Genomic DNA, 18,896 nt, shown 5'->3' on the forward strand with positions numbered 1-18,896 from the left:
GTGTCCGGGTTCTTCCGCCGCCGCCGGTTTTTTACCGTCCCTCGAGCAGGGGGGTGAGGGTGGGGGGCTGCCGGGCGGGTGGGATCTGGGGCCGGTGTTCGAGGCCGAAGGTGGTGAAGGCCGTGCGGGCGGGGAGGTGGTAAGTGTCCTTGCCGGTGATGGTGTTGAGGATGGTGGCGCTGCGCCAGGCGGCGAGTCCGAGGTCGGGGGTTCCGACGCCGTGGGTGTGGCGTTCGGCGTTCTGGACGTAGACGTGGCAGTCGGCGCCGCTGATGGTCGGGGCGAGGTCGAGGCGGAAGTGTTCGTCGACGCGGGGGCGTTCGCGGCTGTCGCGGCGCAGGTAGGGGTCGAGTCCGGCGAGGATGCGGTCGAGGGGGCGTTCGCGGTGGCCGGTGGCGAGGACGACGGCGTCGGTGGTGAGGCGGGAACGGGTGCCCTGCTGGAGGTGTTCCAGGTGGAGTTCGATCTTCGTCGTGGCGATTCTGCCCGCGGTGCGGACACGGACGCCGGGGGTGAGGACGGTGTCGGGCCAGCCGCCGTGCAGGGTGCGGCGGTAGAGCTCGTCGTGGATGGCGGCGATGGTTTCGGCGTCGATGCCGCGGTGGAGCTGCCACTGGGTGGTGCCGAGGCGGTCGCGGACGCTTTCCGGGAGGGCGTGGAAGTAGCGGGTGTAGTCGGGGGTGAAGTGTTCGAGGCCGAGTTTGGAGTACTCCATCGGCGCGAAGGCTTCGGTGCGGCCCAGCCAGTGGAGGCCTTCGTGACCGGTGGGGCGGTTGCGGAGCAGGTCGAGGAAGACCTCGGCGCCGGACTGTCCCGAGCCGACGACGGTGATGTGGTCGGCGGCGAGGAGGGTCTGGCGGTGGGCGAGGTAGTCGGTGGCGTGGATGACGGGCACGCCGGGGGCCTCGACGAGGGCTTTGAGGGGCTCGGGTACGTGGGGTTCGGTGCCGATGCCGAGGACGATGTTCTTGGTGTACGTCCGGCCCAGTGCTTCAGCTTCGCCGTCGGTGTCGAGCTGGGTGAAGTCGACTTCGAAGACGTCGCGTTCGGGGTTGAAGCGGACGGCGTCGACCTGGTGGTGGAAGTGGAGGCCGGGGAGGTTCTCGGCGACCCAGCGGCAGTAGGCGTCGTATTCGGCGCGCTGGATGTGGAAGCGCTCGGCGAAGTAGAAGGGGAAGAGGCGCTCGCGGGTCTTGAGGTAGTTGAGGAAGGTCCAGTGGCTGGCGGGGTCGGCGAGGGTCACCAGGTCGGCGAGGAACGGTACCTGGATGGTGGCGCCGTCGATGAGCAGCCCGGGGTGCCAGCCGAAGGCGGGGCGCTGTTCGTAGAAGACGGCGTCGAGGGCGGTGAGGGGCTGGGCGAGGGCGGCGAGGGAGAGGTTGAAGGGGCCGATGCCGATGCCGACGAGGTCGCGGGGTGCGTCGGGTTCGTGGTGTGGGGGGTGGGGGTTCATCGGGGGGTGGTTCCTTCCACGAGTTTCAGGAGTCCGGCGAGGTCGGCCGGACGGGTGGTGGGGTTGAGGAGGGTGACCTTGAGCCAGAGCCGGTGTGCTGCGCGGGCTCGGCCGAGGACGGCGCGGCCGTCGGTGAGGAGTTTTCGGCGTACGGCGGCTACGGCTTCGTCGGTGGCGCTCGCAGGTCGGAACAGGACCGTGCTGATGGTGGGGGGTGCGTGGAGTTCGAAGCCGGGGTGGTCGTGCACGAGCTGCGCGAACTCCCGTGCTCGCTCGCAGACTTGGTCGACCAGAGCGCCGAGTCCCGTTCGTCCCAGGGTTTTCAGGGTGACGGCGATCTTGAGCACGTCGGGGCGGCGGGTGGTGCGCAGGGAGCGGCCGAGGAGGTCGGGGAGGCCGGCCTCGGTGTCGTCGTCGGCGTTGAGGTAGTCGGCGCGCTGGTGGAGGGCGGTGAGGTCGTTCTTGTCGCGTACGGCGAGGAGTCCTGCGGCTACGGGCTGCCAGCCGAGTTTGTGCAGGTCGAGGGTGACGGTGTCGGCGGCTTCGATGCCAGTGAGCTTCGGCCGGTGATGGTCACTGAACAGCAGCCCCCCGCCGTAGGCCGCGTCGATGTGGAGTCGGGCGTGGTGGGTCGCGCAGACGCGGGCGATCTCGGGGAGCGGGTCGATGAGGCCGGCGTCCGTGGTGCCTGCGGTGGCGGCGACGAGTGCCGGGCCGCGGTGGAGGGCGGTGTGCAGGGTGGTGGGGTCGAGGGTGCCGGTGGGGGTGGGGAGGATGACGGGTTCGGGCATGCCGAGTAGCCAGGCTGCTCTGGGGAGCGAGTGGTGGGCGTTGGCGCCGCAGATCAGCTGGACGCCGGGGCCATGGATCTCGCGGGTCAAGAGGAGGGCCAGTTGGTTGGACTCCGTGCCGCCTGTGGTGACCAGGGCATCGTGGTCGGCTGCCGGCCGGTGGGGGCTGGTCGCGCCCCGCGGCGGAGCCGCATGTCGATGCAGCCCCGCGCCCCTGAGTACCTCCAGGTAGACCTCGTTCGCCAGTGCTCGTGTCACCTGGGCCTCCAGCTCTGAGGCCGCCGGGGCTTGGTCCCAGGAGTCGAGAGATGGATTCAGAGCTGAGGCGGCCAGGTCTGCGGCCGTGGCGACAGCCAGGGGTGGGCAGTGGAGGTGGGCCGCGCAGAAGGGGTCCGCCGGGTCCGCGGAGCCTTCCGCCAAGGCCCGTACCAGGTGCCGTAGAGCCTCCGGATCGCCCTCGTCCGGGAGTACGTCCCCTAGCGCCGCCCGCACTCGCGCTGCCACCTCGGACGGGCCACCCGCGGGAAGCGGTCCCCCACGCGACCGAGCCCCCTCCCCCAGCGCCTCCAGGACCGTGTGGAGCAGCGGGCGCAGCGAGGACGGGCCTTCGGGGCCCGAGGCCAGGGGCGGCGTGTTCATCGTCGACCTCCGGGGGCGCTGGGGGCTTCCAGCTTGGACGCGGTTGCTTGGACGCGCCCGGAGAGTTCAACGATCCTGACCCGAAAGGAGGTACTCCCGTACGGGGAAAATCCGCTCTACATCTGCCTCACGCGCAATGCGCGTCCCAGGTCGTCGAGTTGGTCGACCAGCTTGCGGCGCAGGGCGGGGATGGGGTCGGCGTCGCGCAGGCAGGCCTGGCCGAGAGCCTGGTTGTCCTCGTCGATGGCGTGGTCGGGGAACGCCCAGCGGCCGGCGGCGTCGGCGATCGCGGGGCCCCGGCGGGCGGCGAGCGCGACGGCGTCCTCGTAGTAGCGGGGCACGTACTGCCGTACGAGTTCGGTCTGTTCGGGCTGCCAGAAGCCCTGGGCGGTGGCGGTGAACAGGTAGTTGGAGAGGTGGTCGTGGGTGAACATCGCCTCCCAGGCCTGTGCCTTGGCCTCCTCGGTGGGGAGGGCGGCGCGGCAGCGGGCGGCGCCTTCCTGGCCGGTGGCCGAGGGGTCGCGTTCCAGTTCGGCTGCGATCGCGGTCTCGTCGGTGGCGCCGAGGACGGCGAGGCGGGCGAGGACGCGCCAGCGCAGTTCGGGGTCGAGTTCGGGGCCGCCGGGGACGGTGCCGTCGGCGAGCCAGGCGGCGATGGTGTCGGGCTGGGAGGTGACGTTGATGCAGTGGCGGACGGCGATCAGGCGCAGGCCGGGGTTGTCGCCGTCCTCGGTGCGGCGGATGAGGTCGCGGCAGAGGGAGGCGAGGGTGGCGAGGGCGGCGGGGCGCTGTTCGGGGGTGACGTAGCGGTCGGCGACGTAGGTGGAGGCGAAGGCGAGGACGCCCTGGACGAGGGCGAGGTCGGTCTCGTGCGGGAGGTGGGCGCGGGCCGCCTCCAGATAGGCGGTGGGCGGGAGTTCGCCGTCGCGGACGGCGTCCCTGAGGGCGTTCCAGACGACCGCGCGGGTCAGCGGCGAGGGCAGGCCGGAGAGGCTCTCGGTGACCGCTTTGAAGGACTCGTTGTCGAAGCGGACCTTGGCGTAGGTGAGGTCGCCGTCGTTGAGCAGCAGGAGGGTGGGGCGCTTGCCGATGGGCAGCGGGCTCTGGGAGTCGGTCTGGGGGACGTCGAGGTCGAGGCGCTCGCGCAGGACGAGGTGGCGGCCCTCGTCGGCGACGTCCTGGTCGTAGAGGCCGACGGCGATGCGGTGCGGGCGGCTGCCCTTGTGCTCGACCTGGAGGGTGTACGTGCCTTCCTCGCCGCGGGTGACGGTCGGCCTGAGGGTGTCGACGCCGGTGGTGCGCAGCCAGGCGTCGGCCCAGGCGTGGACGTCGCGTTCGGTGGCGGAGGCGAGGGAGTCGATGAAGTCGGTGAGGGTGGCGTTGGCGAACTTGTGGCGGGTGAAGTGGGTGTTGATGCCGGCGAGGAAGTCCTTCTCGCCGAGCCAGGTCACCAGCTGCCGGAGTGCGGAGGCGCCCTTGGCGTAGGAGATGCCGTCGAAGTTGAGGAGGGCCGAGGCGGTGTCGTTGACTTCCTCGGGGGCGACGGGGTGGGTGGAGGGGCGCTGGTCGGCGTCGTAGCCCCAGCCCTTGCGCATGACGCCGAAGTCGACCCAGGTGTCGGTGAAGCGGGTGGCTTCGGTGAGGGTCTGGTAGCCCATGTACTCGGCGAAGGACTCGTTCAGCCAGATGTCGTCCCACCAGCGCAGGGTGACGAGGTCGCCGAACCACATGTGGGCCATTTCGTGGGCGATGACCATGGCGCGGGTCTGGCGTTCGGTGTCGGTGACGGCGGAGCGGTAGACGAACTCGTCGCGGAAGGTGACGAGGCCGGGGTTCTCCATGGCGCCGGCGTTGAACTCTGGGACGAACGCCTGGTCGTAGGAGTCGAAGGGGTAGGGCTCCTCGAACTTCTCGTGGTAGCGGTCGTAGCACTGCCGGGTGATCTCGAAGAGTTCGTCGGCGTCCGGGTCGAGGTAGGGCGCGAGGGAACGGCGGCAGTGGATGCCGAAGGGCAGGCCGCGGTGTTCGGTGCGCACGGAGTGCCAGGGGCCGGCGGCGACGGCGACGAGGTAGGTGGAGATCAGGGGGGTGGGGGCGGCCTGCCAGAGGCCCTCGCCGAGGTCGGAGGTGATGCCGTTGGCGAGGACGGTCCAGTCCTCGGGGGCCTTCACGGACAGGTCGAAGACGGCCTTGAGGTCGGGTTGGTCGAAGGCGGCGAAGACGCGCTGCACGTCGTCCATGAACAGTTGGGTGTAGACGTAGGTCTCGCCGTCGGTGGGGTCGGTGAAGCGGTGCATGCCCTCGCCGGTGCGGGAGTACCGCATGACGGCGTCGATGCGCAGTTCGTGCTCACCGGCGGTCAGGCCCTTGAGGGGCAGCCGGTTGTCCTCGAGGGTCTCCGGGTCGAGGGGGCGGCCGTCGAGGGTGGCTTCGCGCAGTTCGGCCGGCTTGAGCTCGACAAAGGTGTCCGCTTCGGCGCGCGCCGTGAACCGGACGACGGTCCGGGACTCGAAGGTCTCGTCGCCGGTGGTGAGGTCGAGCGCGATGGTGTAACGGTCAACGTCGAGGAGCTTGGCACGGGTCTGCGCTTCGTCGCGCGTCAGTACGGACATGCAGGACATGCTGCCTGATGGCACGGGCAACTCACAGAGGCGGATCGGTACACGCCTTATGTCCGGTCCTGTTCGAGCTCCCCGGTGCGCGCCCCTTGTCCGCGCTGCACCGGCACCCGGGCGTCCGGGTGGGGCAGGAGCCTGCGGGCGGCGTTCTCCTCGTCGTTCGCGCCGTGGTCCTTGACGAGAGCGCGTAGCTCCCGCACCTCGTGTTCGAGGGCGAGGTGGCGCCGGTGGGCGTCGAAGAGGTAGCGGACCTTGGTGCGCAGGGCCCATGGGTCGATGGGTTTCATCACGAGGTCGGCGACGCCGAGGGCGAAGGCGGTGGAGGTCAGTTCGTGGTCGGCGCCGAAACCGGTGAGCAGGACGACGGGGATGTGCTGGGTCTGCTCCAGGCGCCGCATGTACCGGACCACGTCGAGGCCGCTGACGCCGGGCATCCGCACGTCGAGGAGCAGGAGGCCGACCTGGCCCCGGAGCACCTGCTTGAGGGCCTCGTCCCCGCTGGTGGCGCGGCCGAGCCGATAGCCCAGCGGTGCCAGGGCACTCTCCAGGGCGTAGAGGGTGTCCTCGTGGTCGTCGACGATGAGGATCTTGGCATCCGAAGGCATGGCCCGACGTCCCTCCCTCGCGGACAGCCAGCCTACGCCCGCGTCCTGACGCGGAGTGCTCGCGGGCTGACAAGGAGTGCACAGCGCAGCATGCCGCGTGCGGGCCGCCGTGTCACCTCCCCGGGGCGTCGGTCGAGGTCAATTGGCCAGTGGGGTGGAGCCGTTCACGGTGTCCTCGGCGATGCGCTCGTGGTGTCTGATCACCTCGGCGATGATGAAATTCAGGAACTTCTCAGCGAAGGCCGGGTCGAGTTTGGCGTTCTCGGCGAGGGTGCGCAGCCGTTCGATCTGGCGGGCCTCGCGGGCCGGGTCGGCGGGCGGCAGCTGGTGGCGGGCCTTGAGGTGGCCGACCTGCTGGGTGGCCTTGAAGCGCTCGGCGAGCATATGGACGACGGCCGCGTCGATGTTGTCGATGCTGTCCCGCAGCCGGGCGAGCTCCTCGCGGACGGCGGGGTCGACGTCACCGGATCCGGTGTTGCTGGTGGTCATGGGCGACAACCCTACGGGCGCGGGGTCAGCAAATCGTAGGCGGACTGCCCGACCGGCAGCGCGGATGGCCGGGTCCTCGCTGGACCGGCCGACCGGCAGTACGGGGTGGTCAGGGCCAAGGCAGACCTCCCGACCGGCAGTACGGGTGGTCAGGTCCTCACCGGACCGGCCGACCGGCAGCACGGGGTGGTCAGGGCCAAGGCAGACCTCCCGACCGGCAGTACGGGTGGTCAGGTCCTCACCGGACCGGCCGACCGGCAGCACGGGGTGGTCAGGGCCAAGGCAGACCTCCCGACCGGCAGCACGGGTGGTCAGGTCCTCACCGGACCGGCCGACCGGCAGCACGGGGTGGTCAGGGCCAAGGCAGACCTCCCGACCGGCAGTACGGGTGGTCAGGTCCTCGCCGGACCGGCCAGCAGCACGGGCGACCAGGTTTTTCAGCGGACCGGCCGACCAGCAACACGGACGATCAGACCCCAGCAGACCGACCCGCCCAGCACCACATATGCTCAGACCCCCAGCAGACCGACCCGCCCAGCACCACATATGCTCAGACCCCCAGCAGACCAGCCCGACCAGCAACGCGGGCGACCAGATCCTCAGCGGACCGGCCCGACCGGCAACACGGGCGGCCAGGCCCACGGCGGGAACCGACCCGACCAGCACCACAGACGATCAGACCCCAGCAGATCAGCCCGACCAGGAACCTCGGCACCCACTCCTCAGCCGACCGACCCGCTCAGCGACCTGAACGATCAGATCCGCGGCGGATCGTCCGGATCCGGGACCTGGTTGCTCCAGCCGCCGGGGACGGTCCGGCTCTCCTGGGCGCGGAAGCGGATCGGGGGCATGCCGACGCGGCGGGTGAACAGGCGGGAGAAGTAGGCGGGGTCGTCGTAGCCGACGCGGCGGGCGATCGAGGCGACGGGGAGTTCGGTGGCGGCGAGGAGTTCCTTGGCGCGGCCCAGGCGGATGCCGAGGAGGTAGTCCTTGGGGCTGCAGCCGGCGCCCCGGCGGACGGCGGTGCGCAGTTCGGCGAGGGTCATGCCGTGCCGGGTGGCGTGGTCGGCGACCGACATCGGTTTGAAGGCGTCGCGGGCGAGGGCCTTGAGGACCGGGTCGCCGTCGGGGGCGAGGTCGGCGCGGGCGCGGCGCAGGGCGACGAGGAGTTCGTGGACGGCGGCGCCGGTCTCCACCTCCAGGAGGGGGTTGTCGCGGCGGGCGGCCCGTGCGATACGGGCGATCACCGCACGGGGGCCGGTGGCGTCGGACAGGGGCACGACGGGGCGGTCCGGTTCGATGTAGCCGAGTTCGGTGTACGTAGCGGTGGCGGGGCCGGTGAAGCCGACGAAGCCCTCGTCCCAGCCGGCCCCCGGGTCCGGCGCGTAGTGGTGCGGGACACCGGGTGTCAGCCACAGCAGCGCGGGCGCGGTGACTGTCCTGCGCCGGCCGTCGGGAGTCTCGTACCACCCGGTGCCGGTGCTGATGACGACGGCGACGTGGCTGTCGAGGGTGCGGGGACCGACGGTGGGCAGCGGGCCGTACTGGAGTCCGACCCCGAGGCAGACCAGGCCCAGACGGTGATGGACAGGGCTGGGCGTGAAGAACCGCATCCAGGTGTGGTACATCGCGCTCCTTGCCTGCGCTTCGGTCCAAGCAGCGACGATCTTTGTCCATGGACCTGGCCGCCGCCAGTCGTGAGGGTGGAGCCTATGAGCGAGTTCACGGTGGGTGGAACCGATTTCCTGCTGGACGGACGGCCGGTGTGGCTGCTGTCCGGCGCGCTGCACTACTTCCGCGTGCACGAGGCACAGTGGGGGCACCGGCTGGCGATGCTGCGGGCGATGGGCCTCAACTGCGTGGAGACGTACGTGCCGTGGAACCTGCACGAGCCGCACCCGGGTGACTTCCGGGACGTGGAGGCGCTGGGCCGGTTCCTGGACGCGGCCGGGGAGGCGGGGCTGTGGGCGATCGTCCGCCCGGGCCCCTACATCTGCGCGGAGTGGGAGAACGGCGGTCTGCCGCACTGGCTGAAGGGTCACGCGCGCACGAGCGACGAGGTGTATCTGGGGCAGGTGGAGCGCTGGTTCCGGCGGCTGCTGCCCCAGGTCGTGGAGCGGCAGATCGACCGCGGCGGCCCGGTGATCATGGTCCAGGCGGAGAACGAGTACGGCAGTTACGGCTCGGATGCGGCGTATCTGCTGCGGCTGACCGAGCTGCTGCGCTCGCAGGGCGTCACGGTCCCGCTGTTCACCTCGGACGGCCCCGAGGACCACATGCTCACCGGCGGCTCGGTCCCCGGTGTCCTCGCCACGGTCAACTTCGGCTCCGACGCGCGGACGGCTTTCGAGGCGCTGCGCCGCTACCGCCCGGACGGCCCGCTGATGTGCATGGAGTTCTGGTGCGGCTGGTTCGAGCACTGGGGCGGTGAGCACGTCGTACGGGACGCCGGGGACGCGGCCGCGGCGCTGCGGGAGATTCTGGAGTGCGGCGCCTCGGTGAACCTCTACATGGCGCACGGGGGCACGAACTTCGCGGGCTGGGCGGGCGCCAACCGGGGCGGGGGCGCGCTGCACGACGGTCCGCTGGAGCCGGACGTGACGTCGTACGACTACGACGCGCCGATCGACGAGTACGGCAGGCCGACGGAGAAGTTCTGGCGTTTCCGTGAGGTGCTGGCGCAGTACGGTCCGGTGGCCGACCTGCCGCCCGCGCCCGCGGTGCTGGAGGCGGGCGCTGACGTGAACCTGTCCAAGTGGGCGTCCCTGTCCGCCGTACTGGAGGAGCGCGGCGGACCGCTCCACGAGGGCCCGGTCCCGCCGACCTTCGAGGAGCTGGACGTCGACCGGGGGCTCGTGCGGTACGAGGTGACCGTGCCGGGGCCGCGGCAGCCGTATCCGCTGACCGCGCGGGGGCTGCGGGATCTCGCGGTGGTGTACGTCGACGGGGAGCGGGCCGGGGTGCTCACCGAGGAGGACGGCCGGCTCAAGGAGCCGGTCGCGGGGCACGCGCGCGTGGAGCTGTGGGTGGAGTCGCTGGGGCGGGTCAACTACGGGCCCCGGAGCGGGGAGGCCAAGGGGATCACCGGGGGGCTCCTGCACGAGCGGCAGTTCCTGCACGGGGTACGGGCGCGGGGACTGCGGCTGGACGCGCTGGACTCCGTGACCGGGATCGGCTTCCGGAAGGTCCCGGGGGGAGGCTCGCCAGGGCTGTACCGGGGTGAGGTGTCCGTGCGGGGCGCCGGGGACGCGGTGCTGGAGCTGCCGGGCTGGACCCGGGGGTTCGTGTGGGTGAACGGCTTCAACCTCGGCCGGTACTGGTCGGCGGGCCCGCAGCGGACGCTGTACGTGCCCGGCCCTGTGCTGCGGGAGGGCGGCAACGACGTGTGGGTGCTGGAGCTGGAGGAGGCACCGGCGAACGGGACCGTGCTCCGGCTCCGTGCGCCCGGTTCGACCCACGAGAATCCGCTCACGACCTCGTAGAGTGGAATCGGGTTCAGGGCGTCTTGGGGGTACGGGCGTGACGAACGACGGACCGGTCCAGCACGGCTACCCGCACCTGGAGACGGTGCGGGCGTCGATCAACGCGCTCTACAAACGGCTCTCCTACGACACCGTCCAGACGTTCGCGACGAGTGTGGCGCCGGTGGACGTGGCGTTCTGCGACACCGACGATCTCTATCTCGGCGCGCAGCGGGTGGCCCGGGAGCTGGTGCGGCACTACCGGCTGCCGGACGCCCGGCTCGTGGTCAGCTTCCGGGAGATGACCCATGCGGCGAACGTCGAACTCACCGCGGGCCCCGAGTACTTCGTCGAGCTGAACGACCGTTTCCGCACGCATCGGCGGGACATCGGCGCGGCGCTGGCCCACGAGGTCATGCACGTGTATCTGCACCGGCTGGATCTCTCCTTCCCGGGGGTGCGCGAGAACGAGATCCTCACGGACACGGCGGCGACGTATCTGGGGGCGGGGTGGCTCCTGCTGGACGCGTACCGGGAGGACGCGGCGTCGTCGCAGAAACTGGGGTATCTCACGCCGGAGGAGTTCGGGTACGTGCTGGCGAAGCGGTCGCTGGTGTTCGGGGAGGATCCCTCGGTGTGGTTCACCAGTGCGCAGGCGTACACGGCGTATGTGAAGGGGATGGCGCAGGCCCGCCAGGACTCCGAGCAACCGCCCCTCACAGCGGCGGGCTGGGCGGGCCGGCGCCGCTACGCTCGAGACCGCCGCCACGCGCCCGGCCCTCAGCCGGGAGTCCCCTACACCTTCACCCCGGACGGCCCCGGGCGCCTGCGGGTGTCGTTTCCCTGTCCCACCTGCCATCAGCGGATCCGGGTGCCGGTCCGGGGGCGGGTGCGGGCGCGGTGTGCCTTGTGCCGGACGGTTCTGGAGTGTGACACGTAGGGGTGGCAGGCCCGGTCACGCCCCGTACACCGGGCCCGGCGCCTCCGCCTCGCCGAGCAGCTTCAGGGTCGCTTCACCCGCCTCCGCGGGGGCCCACCGCGCCCCCTTGTCGGCGGTCGGGCCGGGCCTCCAGCCCTCCATCACGGTGATGCGGCCGCCCTCCGCCTCGAAGACCCTGCCCGTCACTCCCGCGCTCGCCTCGGAGCCCAGCCAGACCACCAGCGGTGACACGTTCTCCGGGGCCATCACGTCGAAGCCGTCGGTCGGGGCGGCCATCGTGTCGGCGAACGTCTGCTCCGTCATCCTCGTCCGGGCCGCGGGGGCGATCGCGTTGACCTGGACGCCGTAGCGGGCGAGCTCGGCCGCCGCGACCAGGGTGAGGCCGACGATTCCGGCCTTCGCGGCGCTGTAGTTGCCCTGTCCGACCGAGCCCAACAGGCCTGCTCCGCTGCTGGTGTTGATGATGCGGGCGGTCGGGGTGCGTCCCGCCTTCGCCTCCGTCCGCCAGTGTGCCGCCGCGTGCTTCAGCGGCAGGAAGTGGCCCTTCAGGTGGACCCGAGTCACCGCGTCCCAGTCCTCCTCGTCGAGGTTCACCAGCATCCGGTCGCGCAGGAAGCCGGCGTTGTTGACGAGGGTGTCGAGGCGGCCGTACGTCTCCAGGGCCGCCCGGACGAGGGACGCGGCGCCGTCGGCCGTGGCGATGTCGCCGCCGTGGGCGACCGCCTCGCCGCCCGCCGCGCGGATCTCCTCGGCCACGAGTGAGGCGGGGCTGTCGGGACCCGGGGTGCCGTCGAGGCCGACGCCGAGGTCGTTGACGACGAGCCGTGCTCCCTCGGCGGCGAAGGCGAGGGCGTGGGCGCGGCCGAGACCGCGGCCCGCGCCGGTGACGACGACGACCCGGCCGTCGCAGATTCCGGTCATCTCACGTCTCCTTGTCGATGGTGCACGTCTCCCTGTTGATGGTTCACGTCTCCCTGTTGACGGTTGACGTCTCCTTGTTGACGGTTGCGGCGTCGAGGAACGCCGGCCGCTCCCCGCCGCCGTGCACCAGCAGCGAGGCCCCGCTGATGTACGCGGCGGCGTCCGAGGCGAGGAACACGGCCGCCGCCCCGACGTCCGACGGCTCGGCGAGGCGCCCGAGCGGGACCGTGCGGGAGACGGCGGCGATGCCGTCCTCGTCGCCGTAGTGCAGATGCGACCGCTCGGTGCGGACCATGCCGACGACCAGGGTGTTGACGCGCACGTCCGGCGCCCACTCCACGGCCATCGAGCGGGCGAGGTTCTCCAGGCCTGCCTTGGCCGCCCCGTACGCGGCCGCGCCGGGCGAGGGCCGACCGCCGCTGACGCTCCCGATCATGACGATCGACCCGCCTGTTTGCTTCAGGTGTTCGTACGCGGCCAGCGACACCGTCAGCGGGGCGAGGAGATTCAGCTCCAGGACACGCAGGTGCCGTTCGGGGCCGGCGTCGGCGAGCAGCCGATAGGGCGCCCCTCCCGCGTTGTTGACGAGTACGTCCAGGCGCGGCAGTTCGGCGAAGAACTGCCGCACGGCGTCTGCGTCCCGGACGTCCAATCTCGCGAACTGCGTCTTCAGCAGCGGGACTTCGGGCGGTCTGCGCGCACAGACGACGACCTCGGCACCCGCCTCCGCGAAGGAGCGGGCGATCCCGGCGCCGACTCCACGCGTGCCGCCGGTGACGGCCACGACCCTCCCGTTCAGCTCCATTCACCGCTACCCTTCACCTAACAAACGTTTGGTGGAAAGGTAGCTGATGCTTCCATGGGTGTCTCCACCTCGCCCCCGGAAAAGGGGCCGGAAAGGGACGGGATCGCCGTCGTCACGGTCGACTTCCCACCGGTGAACGCCCTGCCGGTGGACGGCTGGTTCGCCCTGGCCGACGCGGTGCGCGCGGCCGGCCGGGATCCTCGGGTGCGGTGCGTGGTGCTGGCGGCGAAGGGACGCGGGTTCAACGCCGGGGTGGACATCAAGGAGCTCCAGGCGCGGGGTCCCGGAGCACTGGTCGGCGCCAACCGCGGCTGTTTCGAGGCCTTTTCGGCGGTGTACGAGTGCGAGGTGCCCGTCGTCGCGGCCGTGCGGGGATTCTGCCTGGGCGGCGGCATCGGGCTCGTGGGCAACGCGGACGTCGTCGTGGCCAGCGAGGACGCCGTCTTCGGACTGCCCGAGCTGGACCGCGGCGCGCTGGGCGCGGCCACCCATCTGTCCCGGCTGGTCCCGCAGCATCTGATGCGCGCCCTGTACTACACCTCGCGCACGGTGACGGCGGCCGAGCTGAAGGCGCACGGCTCGGTGTGGCGGGTGGTGCCGGGCGAGGAACTCTCCGACACCGCCCTGGAGTTGGCCCGCGAGATCGCCGCCAAGGACGGGGAGCTGCTGCGCCTGGCCAAGGCCGCCATCAACGGCATCGACCCCGTCGACGTCCGCCGCAGCTACCGCTTCGAGCAGGGTTTCACCTTCGAGGCGAGCGTCAGCGGGGTCGCGGACCGGGTCCGGGACCGGTTCGGGAAGGAAGAGGCATGACCGACAAGACGATGACCGCCGACGAGGCCGTCTCCCGCCTGCGCAGCGGCATGACCCTCGGCATCGGCGGCTGGGGTTCCCGCCGCAAACCCATGGCCCTGGTCCGCGCGTTGCTGCGCTCCGAGGTGACCGACCTGACGATCGTGGCGTACGGCGGCCCCGACGTCGGCATGCTCGCCGCCGCCGGGCGGATACGGAAACTGGTCGCCGCCTTCGTCACGCTCGACTCGATCCCCCTGGAACCGCACTACCGCGCGGCTCGTGAGGCCGGCGCCTTCGAGCTCATGGAGATCGACGAGGCGATGTTCATGTGGGGCCTGCACGCGGCCGCGAACCGGCTGCCGTTCCTGCCGGTGCGGGCGGGGCTCGGCTCGGACGTCATGCGGGTCAACCCCGGCCTGCGGACGGTGACGTCGCCGTACGACGACCAGGAGACGTTCGTCGCGGTGCCCGCCCTGCGCCTGGACGCGGCCCTGGTCCACGTCAACCGCGCCGACCGGCAGGGCAACGGGCAGTACCTGGGCCCCGACCCCTACTTCGACGACCTCTTCTGCGAGGCGGCGGACGCGGCCTACCTCTCGTGCGAACGGGTCGTCGACACCGCCGAGTTGACGAAGGAGGCGGCTCCGCAGTCGCTGCTGATCGGACGGCACACGGTGACAGGGGTCGTCGAAGCCCCGAACGGCGCCCACTTCACGTCCTGCGCGCCCGACTACGCCCGGGACGAGGCCGCCCAACGGGAGTACGCGACCACCCCCTGGCCGGAGTTCGCCGAGCGCTACCTCGCATCCCCCGAAGGGGCCGGCTCATGACCGTCACCCGTGCCGAGTACTGCGTGATCGCCTGCGCCGAGGCCTGGCGGGGTGACGGCGAGGTGCTGGCCAGTCCGATGGGTGTGATCCCGTCCGTCGGCGCCCGGCTCGCCCGGCGGACCTTCTCCCCCGACCTGCTCATGACCGACGGCGAGGCCCTGCTCGTGGGCGTCGACGGCACCGTCGAGGGCTGGCTGCCCTACCGCAGGCACCTCGCCCTGGTCACCGGCGGCCGCCGGCACGTGATGATGGGCGCGAGCCAGATCGACCGGTACGGCAACCAGAACATCTCGTGCATCGGCGACTGGGCGCGGCCGAGGCGGCAGTTGCTCGGGGTACGGGGGGCACCGGTCAACACCCTCAACAACCCGACCAGTTACTGGGTGCCGAGGCACTCCCGGCGGGTCTTCGTGGAGAAGGTCGACATGGTGTGCGGGGTGGGGTACGACCATGCGGACGGCGCCCCCTATCACCGTATCCCCCGGGTCGTCTCGGACCTGGGTGTCTTCGACTTCGCGACGCCGGACCACTCGATGCGGCTGGCGTCGGTGCATCCGGGGGTCACCGTGGCACAGGTGCGGGAGGCCACCGGGTTCGATCTGGTGGTGCCCGACGAGGTGCCGTACACGCGCGAACCGACCGCGCGGGAGCTGCGGTTGATCCGTGAGGTGATCGATCCGCAGAACGCCCGGTCCAGGGAGGTCGGCGCCTGATGGAGACCGCGCTCACCCGTCTGGTGGGGGTCCGCCGTCCGATCGTGCAGACCGGAATGGGGTGGGTGGCGGGTCCGCGCCTGGTCTCCGCCACGGCGAACGCGGGTGCGCTCGGCATCCTGGCCTCCGCGACCATGACGGTCGACCGGCTCCGGGATGCCGTGCGGGAGGTGAAGTCCCGTACCGACGCCCCCTTCGGGGTCAATCTGCGGGCCGACGCGGCGGACGCCGGTGACCGGGTGCGCGTGATCGTCGACGAAGGGGTGCGGGTGGCGTCCTTCGCCCTCGCGCCCTCCCCCGAGCTGATCGGCGCGCTCAAGGAGGCGGGTGTCGTCGTCGTCCCGTCCGTCGGGGCCCGGCGGCATGCGGAGAAGGTCGCGGCCTGGGGCGCGGACGCGGTGATCGTGCAGGGCGGCGAGGGCGGCGGGCACACCGGGGAGGTGGCGACGACGGTCCTGCTGCCGCAGGTGGTGGACGCGGTGGACATCCCCGTCGTGGCGGCGGGGGGCTTCTTCGACGGGCGGGGCCTGGTCGCGGCGCTGGCGTACGGGGCGGCGGGCGTCGCCATGGGCACCCGCTTCCTGCTCACCTCGGACTCGACGGTGCCGGACGCGGTGAAGGCGCGCTATCTGGCGGCGACGGTCAAGGACGTGACGGTGACCCGGGCGGTCGACGGCCTCCCCCACCGCATGCTGCGCACGGACCTGGTGGAGTCCCTGGAGAACACGAGCCGTGCACGCACCCTGCTGCGCGCCGGCCGGCACGCCGCCGCCTTCCGCAGACTGTCCGGCCTGACCTGGCGGCAGCTGCTCCACGACGGCCTCGCGATGCGCCACGGCAAGGACCTCACGTGGAGCCAGGTCCTGCTCGCCGCCAACACCCCCATGCTGCTGAAGTCGGCGATGGTGGACGGCCGTACGGATCTCGGCGTCATGGCCTCCGGGCAGGTCGCCGGCGTGATCGACGACCTGCCGTCGTGCGCGGAGCTGGTGGAGCGGATCATGAAGGAGGCGGAGGAGGTCCTGACCGGCCTCACACCCTCTCGATGATCGTCACGTTCGCCTGCCCCCCGCCCTCGCACATCGGCACCATCCCCGACGGCCCCCTCGCACCGCTCAGCCCCGGGGGCCTCACGGGCTTCGGGAGCCTGCGCCGGACTCCGTCCGCCGAAACGGGCGTCCCGGCGCCGTCACAACCTCTCGATGATCGTCACGTTCGCCTGCCCTCCGCCCTCGCACATCGTCTGGAGGCCGAACCGTCCGCCCGTGCGCTCCAGTTCGTGCAGCAGGGTCGTCATCAGCTTCACTCCCGTCGCCCCCAGCGGATGCCCGAGGGCGATCGCGCCGCCGTTGACATTGACCTTCTGCGGGTCCGCGCCCGTCTCCTTCAGCCAGGCCAGGACGACCGGGGCGAAGGCCTCGTTGATCTCGACGAGGTCGATGTCGTCGATGGTGAGGCCGGTCTTCTTCAGGGCGTGGGCAGTGGCCGGTATCGGGGCGGTGAGCATACGGATGGGATCCTCGCCGCGTACGGAGAGGTGGTGCACGCGTGCGCGGGGGGTCAGGCCGTGTTCGCGCACCGCCCGCTCCGAGGCCAGCAGCATGGCCGCCGCCCCGTCGGAGACCTGCGAGGAGCAGGCCGCGGTGATGGTGCCGCCCTCGATCACCGGCTTGAGGCCGGCCATCTTCTCCAACGAGGTGTCCCGGCGCGGGCCCTCGTCGACCGCGACCTCGCCGTAGGCCACCGTCTCGCGCTCGAAGCGGCCCTCGTCGATGGCCCGCAGGGCCCGCCGGTGGGACCGGAGCGCGAACTCCTCCTGGTCCTCGCGGCTGATCCCCCACTTCCCGGCGATCATCTCGGCGCCGACGAACTGGTTCACCGCCCGGTCCCCGTACCGTGCCCGCCACCCCTCGCTGCCCGCGAAGGGCCCCTGGGTCAGCCCGAGCGGCTCGGCGGCCTGCCGGGTCGCGAAGGCGATCGGGATCATCGACATGTTCTGCACCCCGCCGGCGACGACCAGGTCCTGGGTCCCGGACAGCACGCCCTGCGCGGCGAAGTGCACGGCCTGCTGCGAGGACCCGCACTGCCGGTCCACGGTCACCCCGGGCACCTCCTCGGGCAGCCCGGCAGCGAGCCACGAGGTCCGCGCGATGTCCCCGGCCTGCGGCCCGACCGCGTCCAGGCAGCCGAAGACGACATCCTCCACGGCGGCCGGATCGACCCCCGCCCGCTCCACCAGCGCGACCAGCACCCGCGCTCCCAGATCGGCCGGGTGGACCCCGCTCAGTCCTCCCCCGCGCCGCCCGACGGGCGTACGGACCGCTTCGACGATGTAGGCCTCGGCCATGTCAACTCCCTCGGATGAAAGGGCTATTCGCGTACGGCGATCCCGTCCAGCACCATCGACAGGTACTGGCGGGCGATCTCCTCCGGGCTGTGCTGTCCGCCGGGCCGGTACCAGGACGCGGCGACCCACACGGTGTCGCGCACGAACCGGTAGGTCAGCCGTACGTCGAGGTCGGCCCGGAACACCTCGGCCGCGACCCCGCGCTCCAGCGTGGACAGCCAGGCCTTCTCGAACCTGCGCTGCGACTCGGCGAGGAACGCGAACCGCTCCTGCGCCACCAGCTGCTTGCTCTCCTTCTGGTAGATCGCGACGGCCGCGCGGTGCCGGTCGATCTCCCGGAACGACTCGGTGACCAGGGCCTCCAGCGTCTCGCGCGGGCCGAGTTCGGCGCCCAGGACGGCGTCGTAGCCGCCCCAGAGCTCGTCGAGGAAGGTCCGCAGGATCTCCTCCAGCATCGATTCCTTGGAGTCGAAGTGGTAGTAGAGGCTGCCCGCGAGCATGCCTGCGTGGTCAGCGATCTTGCGTACGGTCGTGGCGTTGTAGCCCTGTTCGGCGAAGACCTCGGCGGCGGTGTCGAGGAGTTCGCGGCGGCGCGCGGGCGCTGCGGCGCTCACCTGGGGCTTCTTCTTGGTCGGCTTGGTCGGCACGGAGTCATTGTCGTCCTATACGTGCTGGCTGCTGACGGCGACGACCTCGCCGGTCATGTACGAGGAGTAGCCGGACGCCAGGAAGACGATCACGTTGGCCACCTCCCAGGGCTCGGCGTACCGCCCGAAGGCCTCGCGCGCGGTCAGTTCCTCCAGCAGCTCGGCCGAGGTCACCTTCACCAGGTGCGGGTGCATGGCGAGGCTCGGTGCCACGGCGTTGACGCGTACGCCGTACTCGGCGGCCTCCAGCGCCGCACAGCGGGTCAGCGCCATCACGCCGGCCTTCGCGGCGGCGTAGTGCGCCTGCCCGGCCTGGGCGCGCCAGCCGACGACGGAGGCGTTGTTGACGATCACGCCGCCGGAGTCCCTCGCGTCGCGCATCAGCCTCAGGGCTGCCCTGGTGCACCGGAAGGTGCCGTTCAGGGTGACGTCCAGGACGCGGGTCCACTGCTCGTCGGTCATGTCGACGAGGGCTGAGGTGCCACCGAGGCCGGCGTTGTTGACGACGACGTCGAGTCGGCCGTGCTCCCGCAGGGCCGCTTCGAACAGGGCCTGGACCTGCGCGTCGTCCGTCACGTCACAGGGCAGCGCGGCGACCCGCTCGGGCCCGAACTCCCCGGCCAGCTCGGCGCCGTACTCCTTGAGCCGTCGTGCGTGCGCGTCGCTGATCAGGACGCGCGCACCTTCCTCCAGGAAGCGGCGCGCGGTCGCCCCGCCGATGCCCGCGCCGGCCGCGGCGGTGATGACGGCGGTGCGCCCCTTCAGCAGCCCGTGCCCCGGCTCGTACACCGGACTCTCGACGCCTGTCATGGCGCCACGCTAACCTACCAAACACTTGTTAG

At 71.4% G+C, this 18,896-nt stretch carries 17 protein-coding genes; 6 read left to right on the forward strand and 11 right to left on the reverse strand.

Annotated elements, in window-relative coordinates:
• Positions 1 to 31: 31 nt before the first annotated feature.
• From QF027_RS12930 to QF027_RS12955, 6 genes are all read right to left on the reverse strand, one after another.
• Entirely contained in the window at positions 32 to 1,453 is a 1,422-nt protein-coding gene (locus QF027_RS12930; RefSeq protein WP_306982958.1) for a lysine N(6)-hydroxylase/L-ornithine N(5)-oxygenase family protein, read from the reverse strand.
• Positions 1,450 to 2,883: a pyridoxal phosphate-dependent decarboxylase family protein gene (locus QF027_RS12935; protein WP_307074595.1), complete on the reverse strand. Its 1,434-nt coding sequence runs from the start codon at positions 2,881 to 2,883 to the stop codon at positions 1,450 to 1,452. The genes QF027_RS12930 and QF027_RS12935 overlap by 4 nt, the downstream gene beginning before the upstream one ends.
• A gap of 116 nt (positions 2,884 to 2,999) precedes the next feature.
• The gene (pepN, locus tag QF027_RS12940) at positions 3,000 to 5,495 is read right to left on the reverse strand and encodes an aminopeptidase N (protein WP_307074597.1); all 2,496 of its coding nucleotides are present in this window, start codon (positions 5,493 to 5,495) and stop codon (positions 3,000 to 3,002) included.
• Positions 5,496 to 5,551: 56 nt separating this feature from the next.
• On the reverse strand, positions 5,552 to 6,106 hold the full coding sequence (locus QF027_RS12945) for a response regulator (RefSeq protein ID WP_306982950.1): 555 nt from the start codon (positions 6,104 to 6,106) through the stop codon (positions 5,552 to 5,554).
• 138 nt (positions 6,107 to 6,244) lie between these two features.
• The gene (locus tag QF027_RS12950) at positions 6,245 to 6,595 is read right to left on the reverse strand and encodes a chorismate mutase (protein WP_059206094.1); all 351 of its coding nucleotides are present in this window, start codon (positions 6,593 to 6,595) and stop codon (positions 6,245 to 6,247) included.
• A gap of 755 nt (positions 6,596 to 7,350) precedes the next feature.
• A complete protein-coding gene (locus tag QF027_RS12955; RefSeq protein ID WP_307074599.1) occupies positions 7,351 to 8,223 on the reverse strand; it encodes a helix-turn-helix domain-containing protein in 873 nt (290 codons plus the stop codon).
• A gap of 84 nt (positions 8,224 to 8,307) precedes the next feature.
• Between QF027_RS12955 and QF027_RS12960 the strand changes: the two genes are divergently transcribed.
• Positions 8,308 to 10,077 (forward strand): glycoside hydrolase family 35 protein, encoded by a 1,770-nt coding sequence (locus QF027_RS12960; protein ID WP_307074601.1) that lies wholly within the window; start codon positions 8,308 to 8,310, stop codon positions 10,075 to 10,077.
• Between the two features lie 37 nt (positions 10,078 to 10,114).
• The gene (locus tag QF027_RS12965) at positions 10,115 to 10,996 is read left to right on the forward strand and encodes a hypothetical protein (protein WP_307074603.1); all 882 of its coding nucleotides are present in this window, start codon (positions 10,115 to 10,117) and stop codon (positions 10,994 to 10,996) included.
• Positions 10,997 to 11,011: 15 nt separating this feature from the next.
• On the opposite strand, the gene QF027_RS12970 is transcribed toward QF027_RS12965, so the two are convergent.
• Both QF027_RS12970 and QF027_RS12975 read right to left on the reverse strand, forming a co-directional pair.
• Positions 11,012 to 11,917 (reverse strand): SDR family oxidoreductase, encoded by a 906-nt coding sequence (locus tag QF027_RS12970; RefSeq protein WP_307074605.1) that lies wholly within the window; start codon positions 11,915 to 11,917, stop codon positions 11,012 to 11,014.
• Between the two features lie 43 nt (positions 11,918 to 11,960).
• Complete coding sequence (locus tag QF027_RS12975) at positions 11,961 to 12,722, reverse strand: SDR family oxidoreductase (RefSeq protein ID WP_307074607.1); 762 nt, start codon at positions 12,720 to 12,722, stop codon at positions 11,961 to 11,963.
• 54 nt (positions 12,723 to 12,776) lie between these two features.
• Here QF027_RS12975 and QF027_RS12980 point away from each other — a divergent pair, with 54 nt between their 5' ends.
• The 4 genes from QF027_RS12980 to QF027_RS12995 are packed head-to-tail and all read left to right on the forward strand — an operon-like array spanning position 12,777 to position 16,109.
• Positions 12,777 to 13,535, forward strand: a complete 759-nt coding sequence (locus QF027_RS12980) for an enoyl-CoA hydratase family protein (RefSeq protein WP_306982940.1) — start codon at positions 12,777 to 12,779, stop codon at positions 13,533 to 13,535.
• Entirely contained in the window at positions 13,532 to 14,347 is an 816-nt protein-coding gene (locus tag QF027_RS12985) for a CoA transferase subunit A (RefSeq protein ID WP_307074609.1), read from the forward strand. The genes QF027_RS12980 and QF027_RS12985 overlap by 4 nt, the downstream gene beginning before the upstream one ends.
• Positions 14,344 to 15,060: a CoA-transferase subunit beta gene (locus tag QF027_RS12990; RefSeq protein ID WP_307074611.1), complete on the forward strand. Its 717-nt coding sequence runs from the start codon at positions 14,344 to 14,346 to the stop codon at positions 15,058 to 15,060. Before QF027_RS12985 ends, QF027_RS12990 begins: the two co-directional genes overlap by 4 nt.
• A complete protein-coding gene (locus QF027_RS12995; RefSeq protein ID WP_307074613.1) occupies positions 15,060 to 16,109 on the forward strand; it encodes an NAD(P)H-dependent flavin oxidoreductase in 1,050 nt (349 codons plus the stop codon). Before QF027_RS12990 ends, QF027_RS12995 begins: the two co-directional genes overlap by 1 nt.
• A gap of 140 nt (positions 16,110 to 16,249) precedes the next feature.
• Here the strand turns inward: QF027_RS12995 and QF027_RS13000 are convergent, their stop codons facing one another.
• From QF027_RS13000 to QF027_RS13010, 3 genes are read right to left on the reverse strand one after another with little or no spacing between them, the layout of a single operon-like run.
• Complete coding sequence (locus QF027_RS13000) at positions 16,250 to 17,407, reverse strand: acetyl-CoA C-acetyltransferase (RefSeq protein WP_306982932.1); 1,158 nt, start codon at positions 17,405 to 17,407, stop codon at positions 16,250 to 16,252.
• A gap of 23 nt (positions 17,408 to 17,430) precedes the next feature.
• Positions 17,431 to 18,054, reverse strand: coding sequence for a TetR/AcrR family transcriptional regulator (locus QF027_RS13005; protein WP_266525458.1), 624 nt, complete (start codon positions 18,052 to 18,054; stop codon positions 17,431 to 17,433).
• 15 nt (positions 18,055 to 18,069) lie between these two features.
• Complete coding sequence (locus QF027_RS13010) at positions 18,070 to 18,864, reverse strand: SDR family oxidoreductase (RefSeq protein WP_307074615.1); 795 nt, start codon at positions 18,862 to 18,864, stop codon at positions 18,070 to 18,072.
• Positions 18,865 to 18,896 lie beyond the last annotated feature (32 nt).

This window comes from Streptomyces canus, assembly GCF_030816965.1.
In the GTDB taxonomy this organism is placed as follows: domain Bacteria; phylum Actinomycetota; class Actinomycetes; order Streptomycetales; family Streptomycetaceae; genus Streptomyces; species Streptomyces canus_E.

Excerpts from the sequence above, each read along its gene's own strand:
- QF027_RS12930 (WP_306982958.1), bottom strand. The coding sequence starts at position 1,453 with ATGAACCCCCACCCCCCACACCACGAACCCGACGCACCCCGCGACCTC.
- QF027_RS12935 (WP_307074595.1), bottom strand. The coding sequence starts at position 2,883 with ATGAACACGCCGCCCCTGGCCTCGGGCCCCGAAGGCCCGTCCTCGCTG.
- pepN (WP_307074597.1), bottom strand. The coding sequence starts at position 5,495 with ATGTCCGTACTGACGCGCGACGAAGCGCAGACCCGTGCCAAGCTCCTC.
- QF027_RS12945 (WP_306982950.1), bottom strand. The coding sequence starts at position 6,106 with ATGCCTTCGGATGCCAAGATCCTCATCGTCGACGACCACGAGGACACC.
- QF027_RS12950 (WP_059206094.1), bottom strand. The coding sequence starts at position 6,595 with ATGACCACCAGCAACACCGGATCCGGTGACGTCGACCCCGCCGTCCGC.
- QF027_RS12955 (WP_307074599.1), bottom strand. The coding sequence starts at position 8,223 with ATGTACCACACCTGGATGCGGTTCTTCACGCCCAGCCCTGTCCATCAC.
- QF027_RS12960 (WP_307074601.1), top strand. The coding sequence starts at position 8,308 with ATGAGCGAGTTCACGGTGGGTGGAACCGATTTCCTGCTGGACGGACGG.
- QF027_RS12970 (WP_307074605.1), bottom strand. The coding sequence starts at position 11,917 with ATGACCGGAATCTGCGACGGCCGGGTCGTCGTCGTCACCGGCGCGGGC.
- QF027_RS12975 (WP_307074607.1), bottom strand. The coding sequence starts at position 12,722 with ATGGAGCTGAACGGGAGGGTCGTGGCCGTCACCGGCGGCACGCGTGGA.
- QF027_RS12980 (WP_306982940.1), top strand. The coding sequence starts at position 12,777 with ATGGGTGTCTCCACCTCGCCCCCGGAAAAGGGGCCGGAAAGGGACGGG.
- QF027_RS12985 (WP_307074609.1), top strand. The coding sequence starts at position 13,532 with ATGACCGACAAGACGATGACCGCCGACGAGGCCGTCTCCCGCCTGCGC.
- QF027_RS12990 (WP_307074611.1), top strand. The coding sequence starts at position 14,344 with ATGACCGTCACCCGTGCCGAGTACTGCGTGATCGCCTGCGCCGAGGCC.
- QF027_RS12995 (WP_307074613.1), top strand. The coding sequence starts at position 15,060 with ATGGAGACCGCGCTCACCCGTCTGGTGGGGGTCCGCCGTCCGATCGTG.
- QF027_RS13000 (WP_306982932.1), bottom strand. The coding sequence starts at position 17,407 with ATGGCCGAGGCCTACATCGTCGAAGCGGTCCGTACGCCCGTCGGGCGG.
- QF027_RS13010 (WP_307074615.1), bottom strand. The coding sequence starts at position 18,864 with ATGACAGGCGTCGAGAGTCCGGTGTACGAGCCGGGGCACGGGCTGCTG.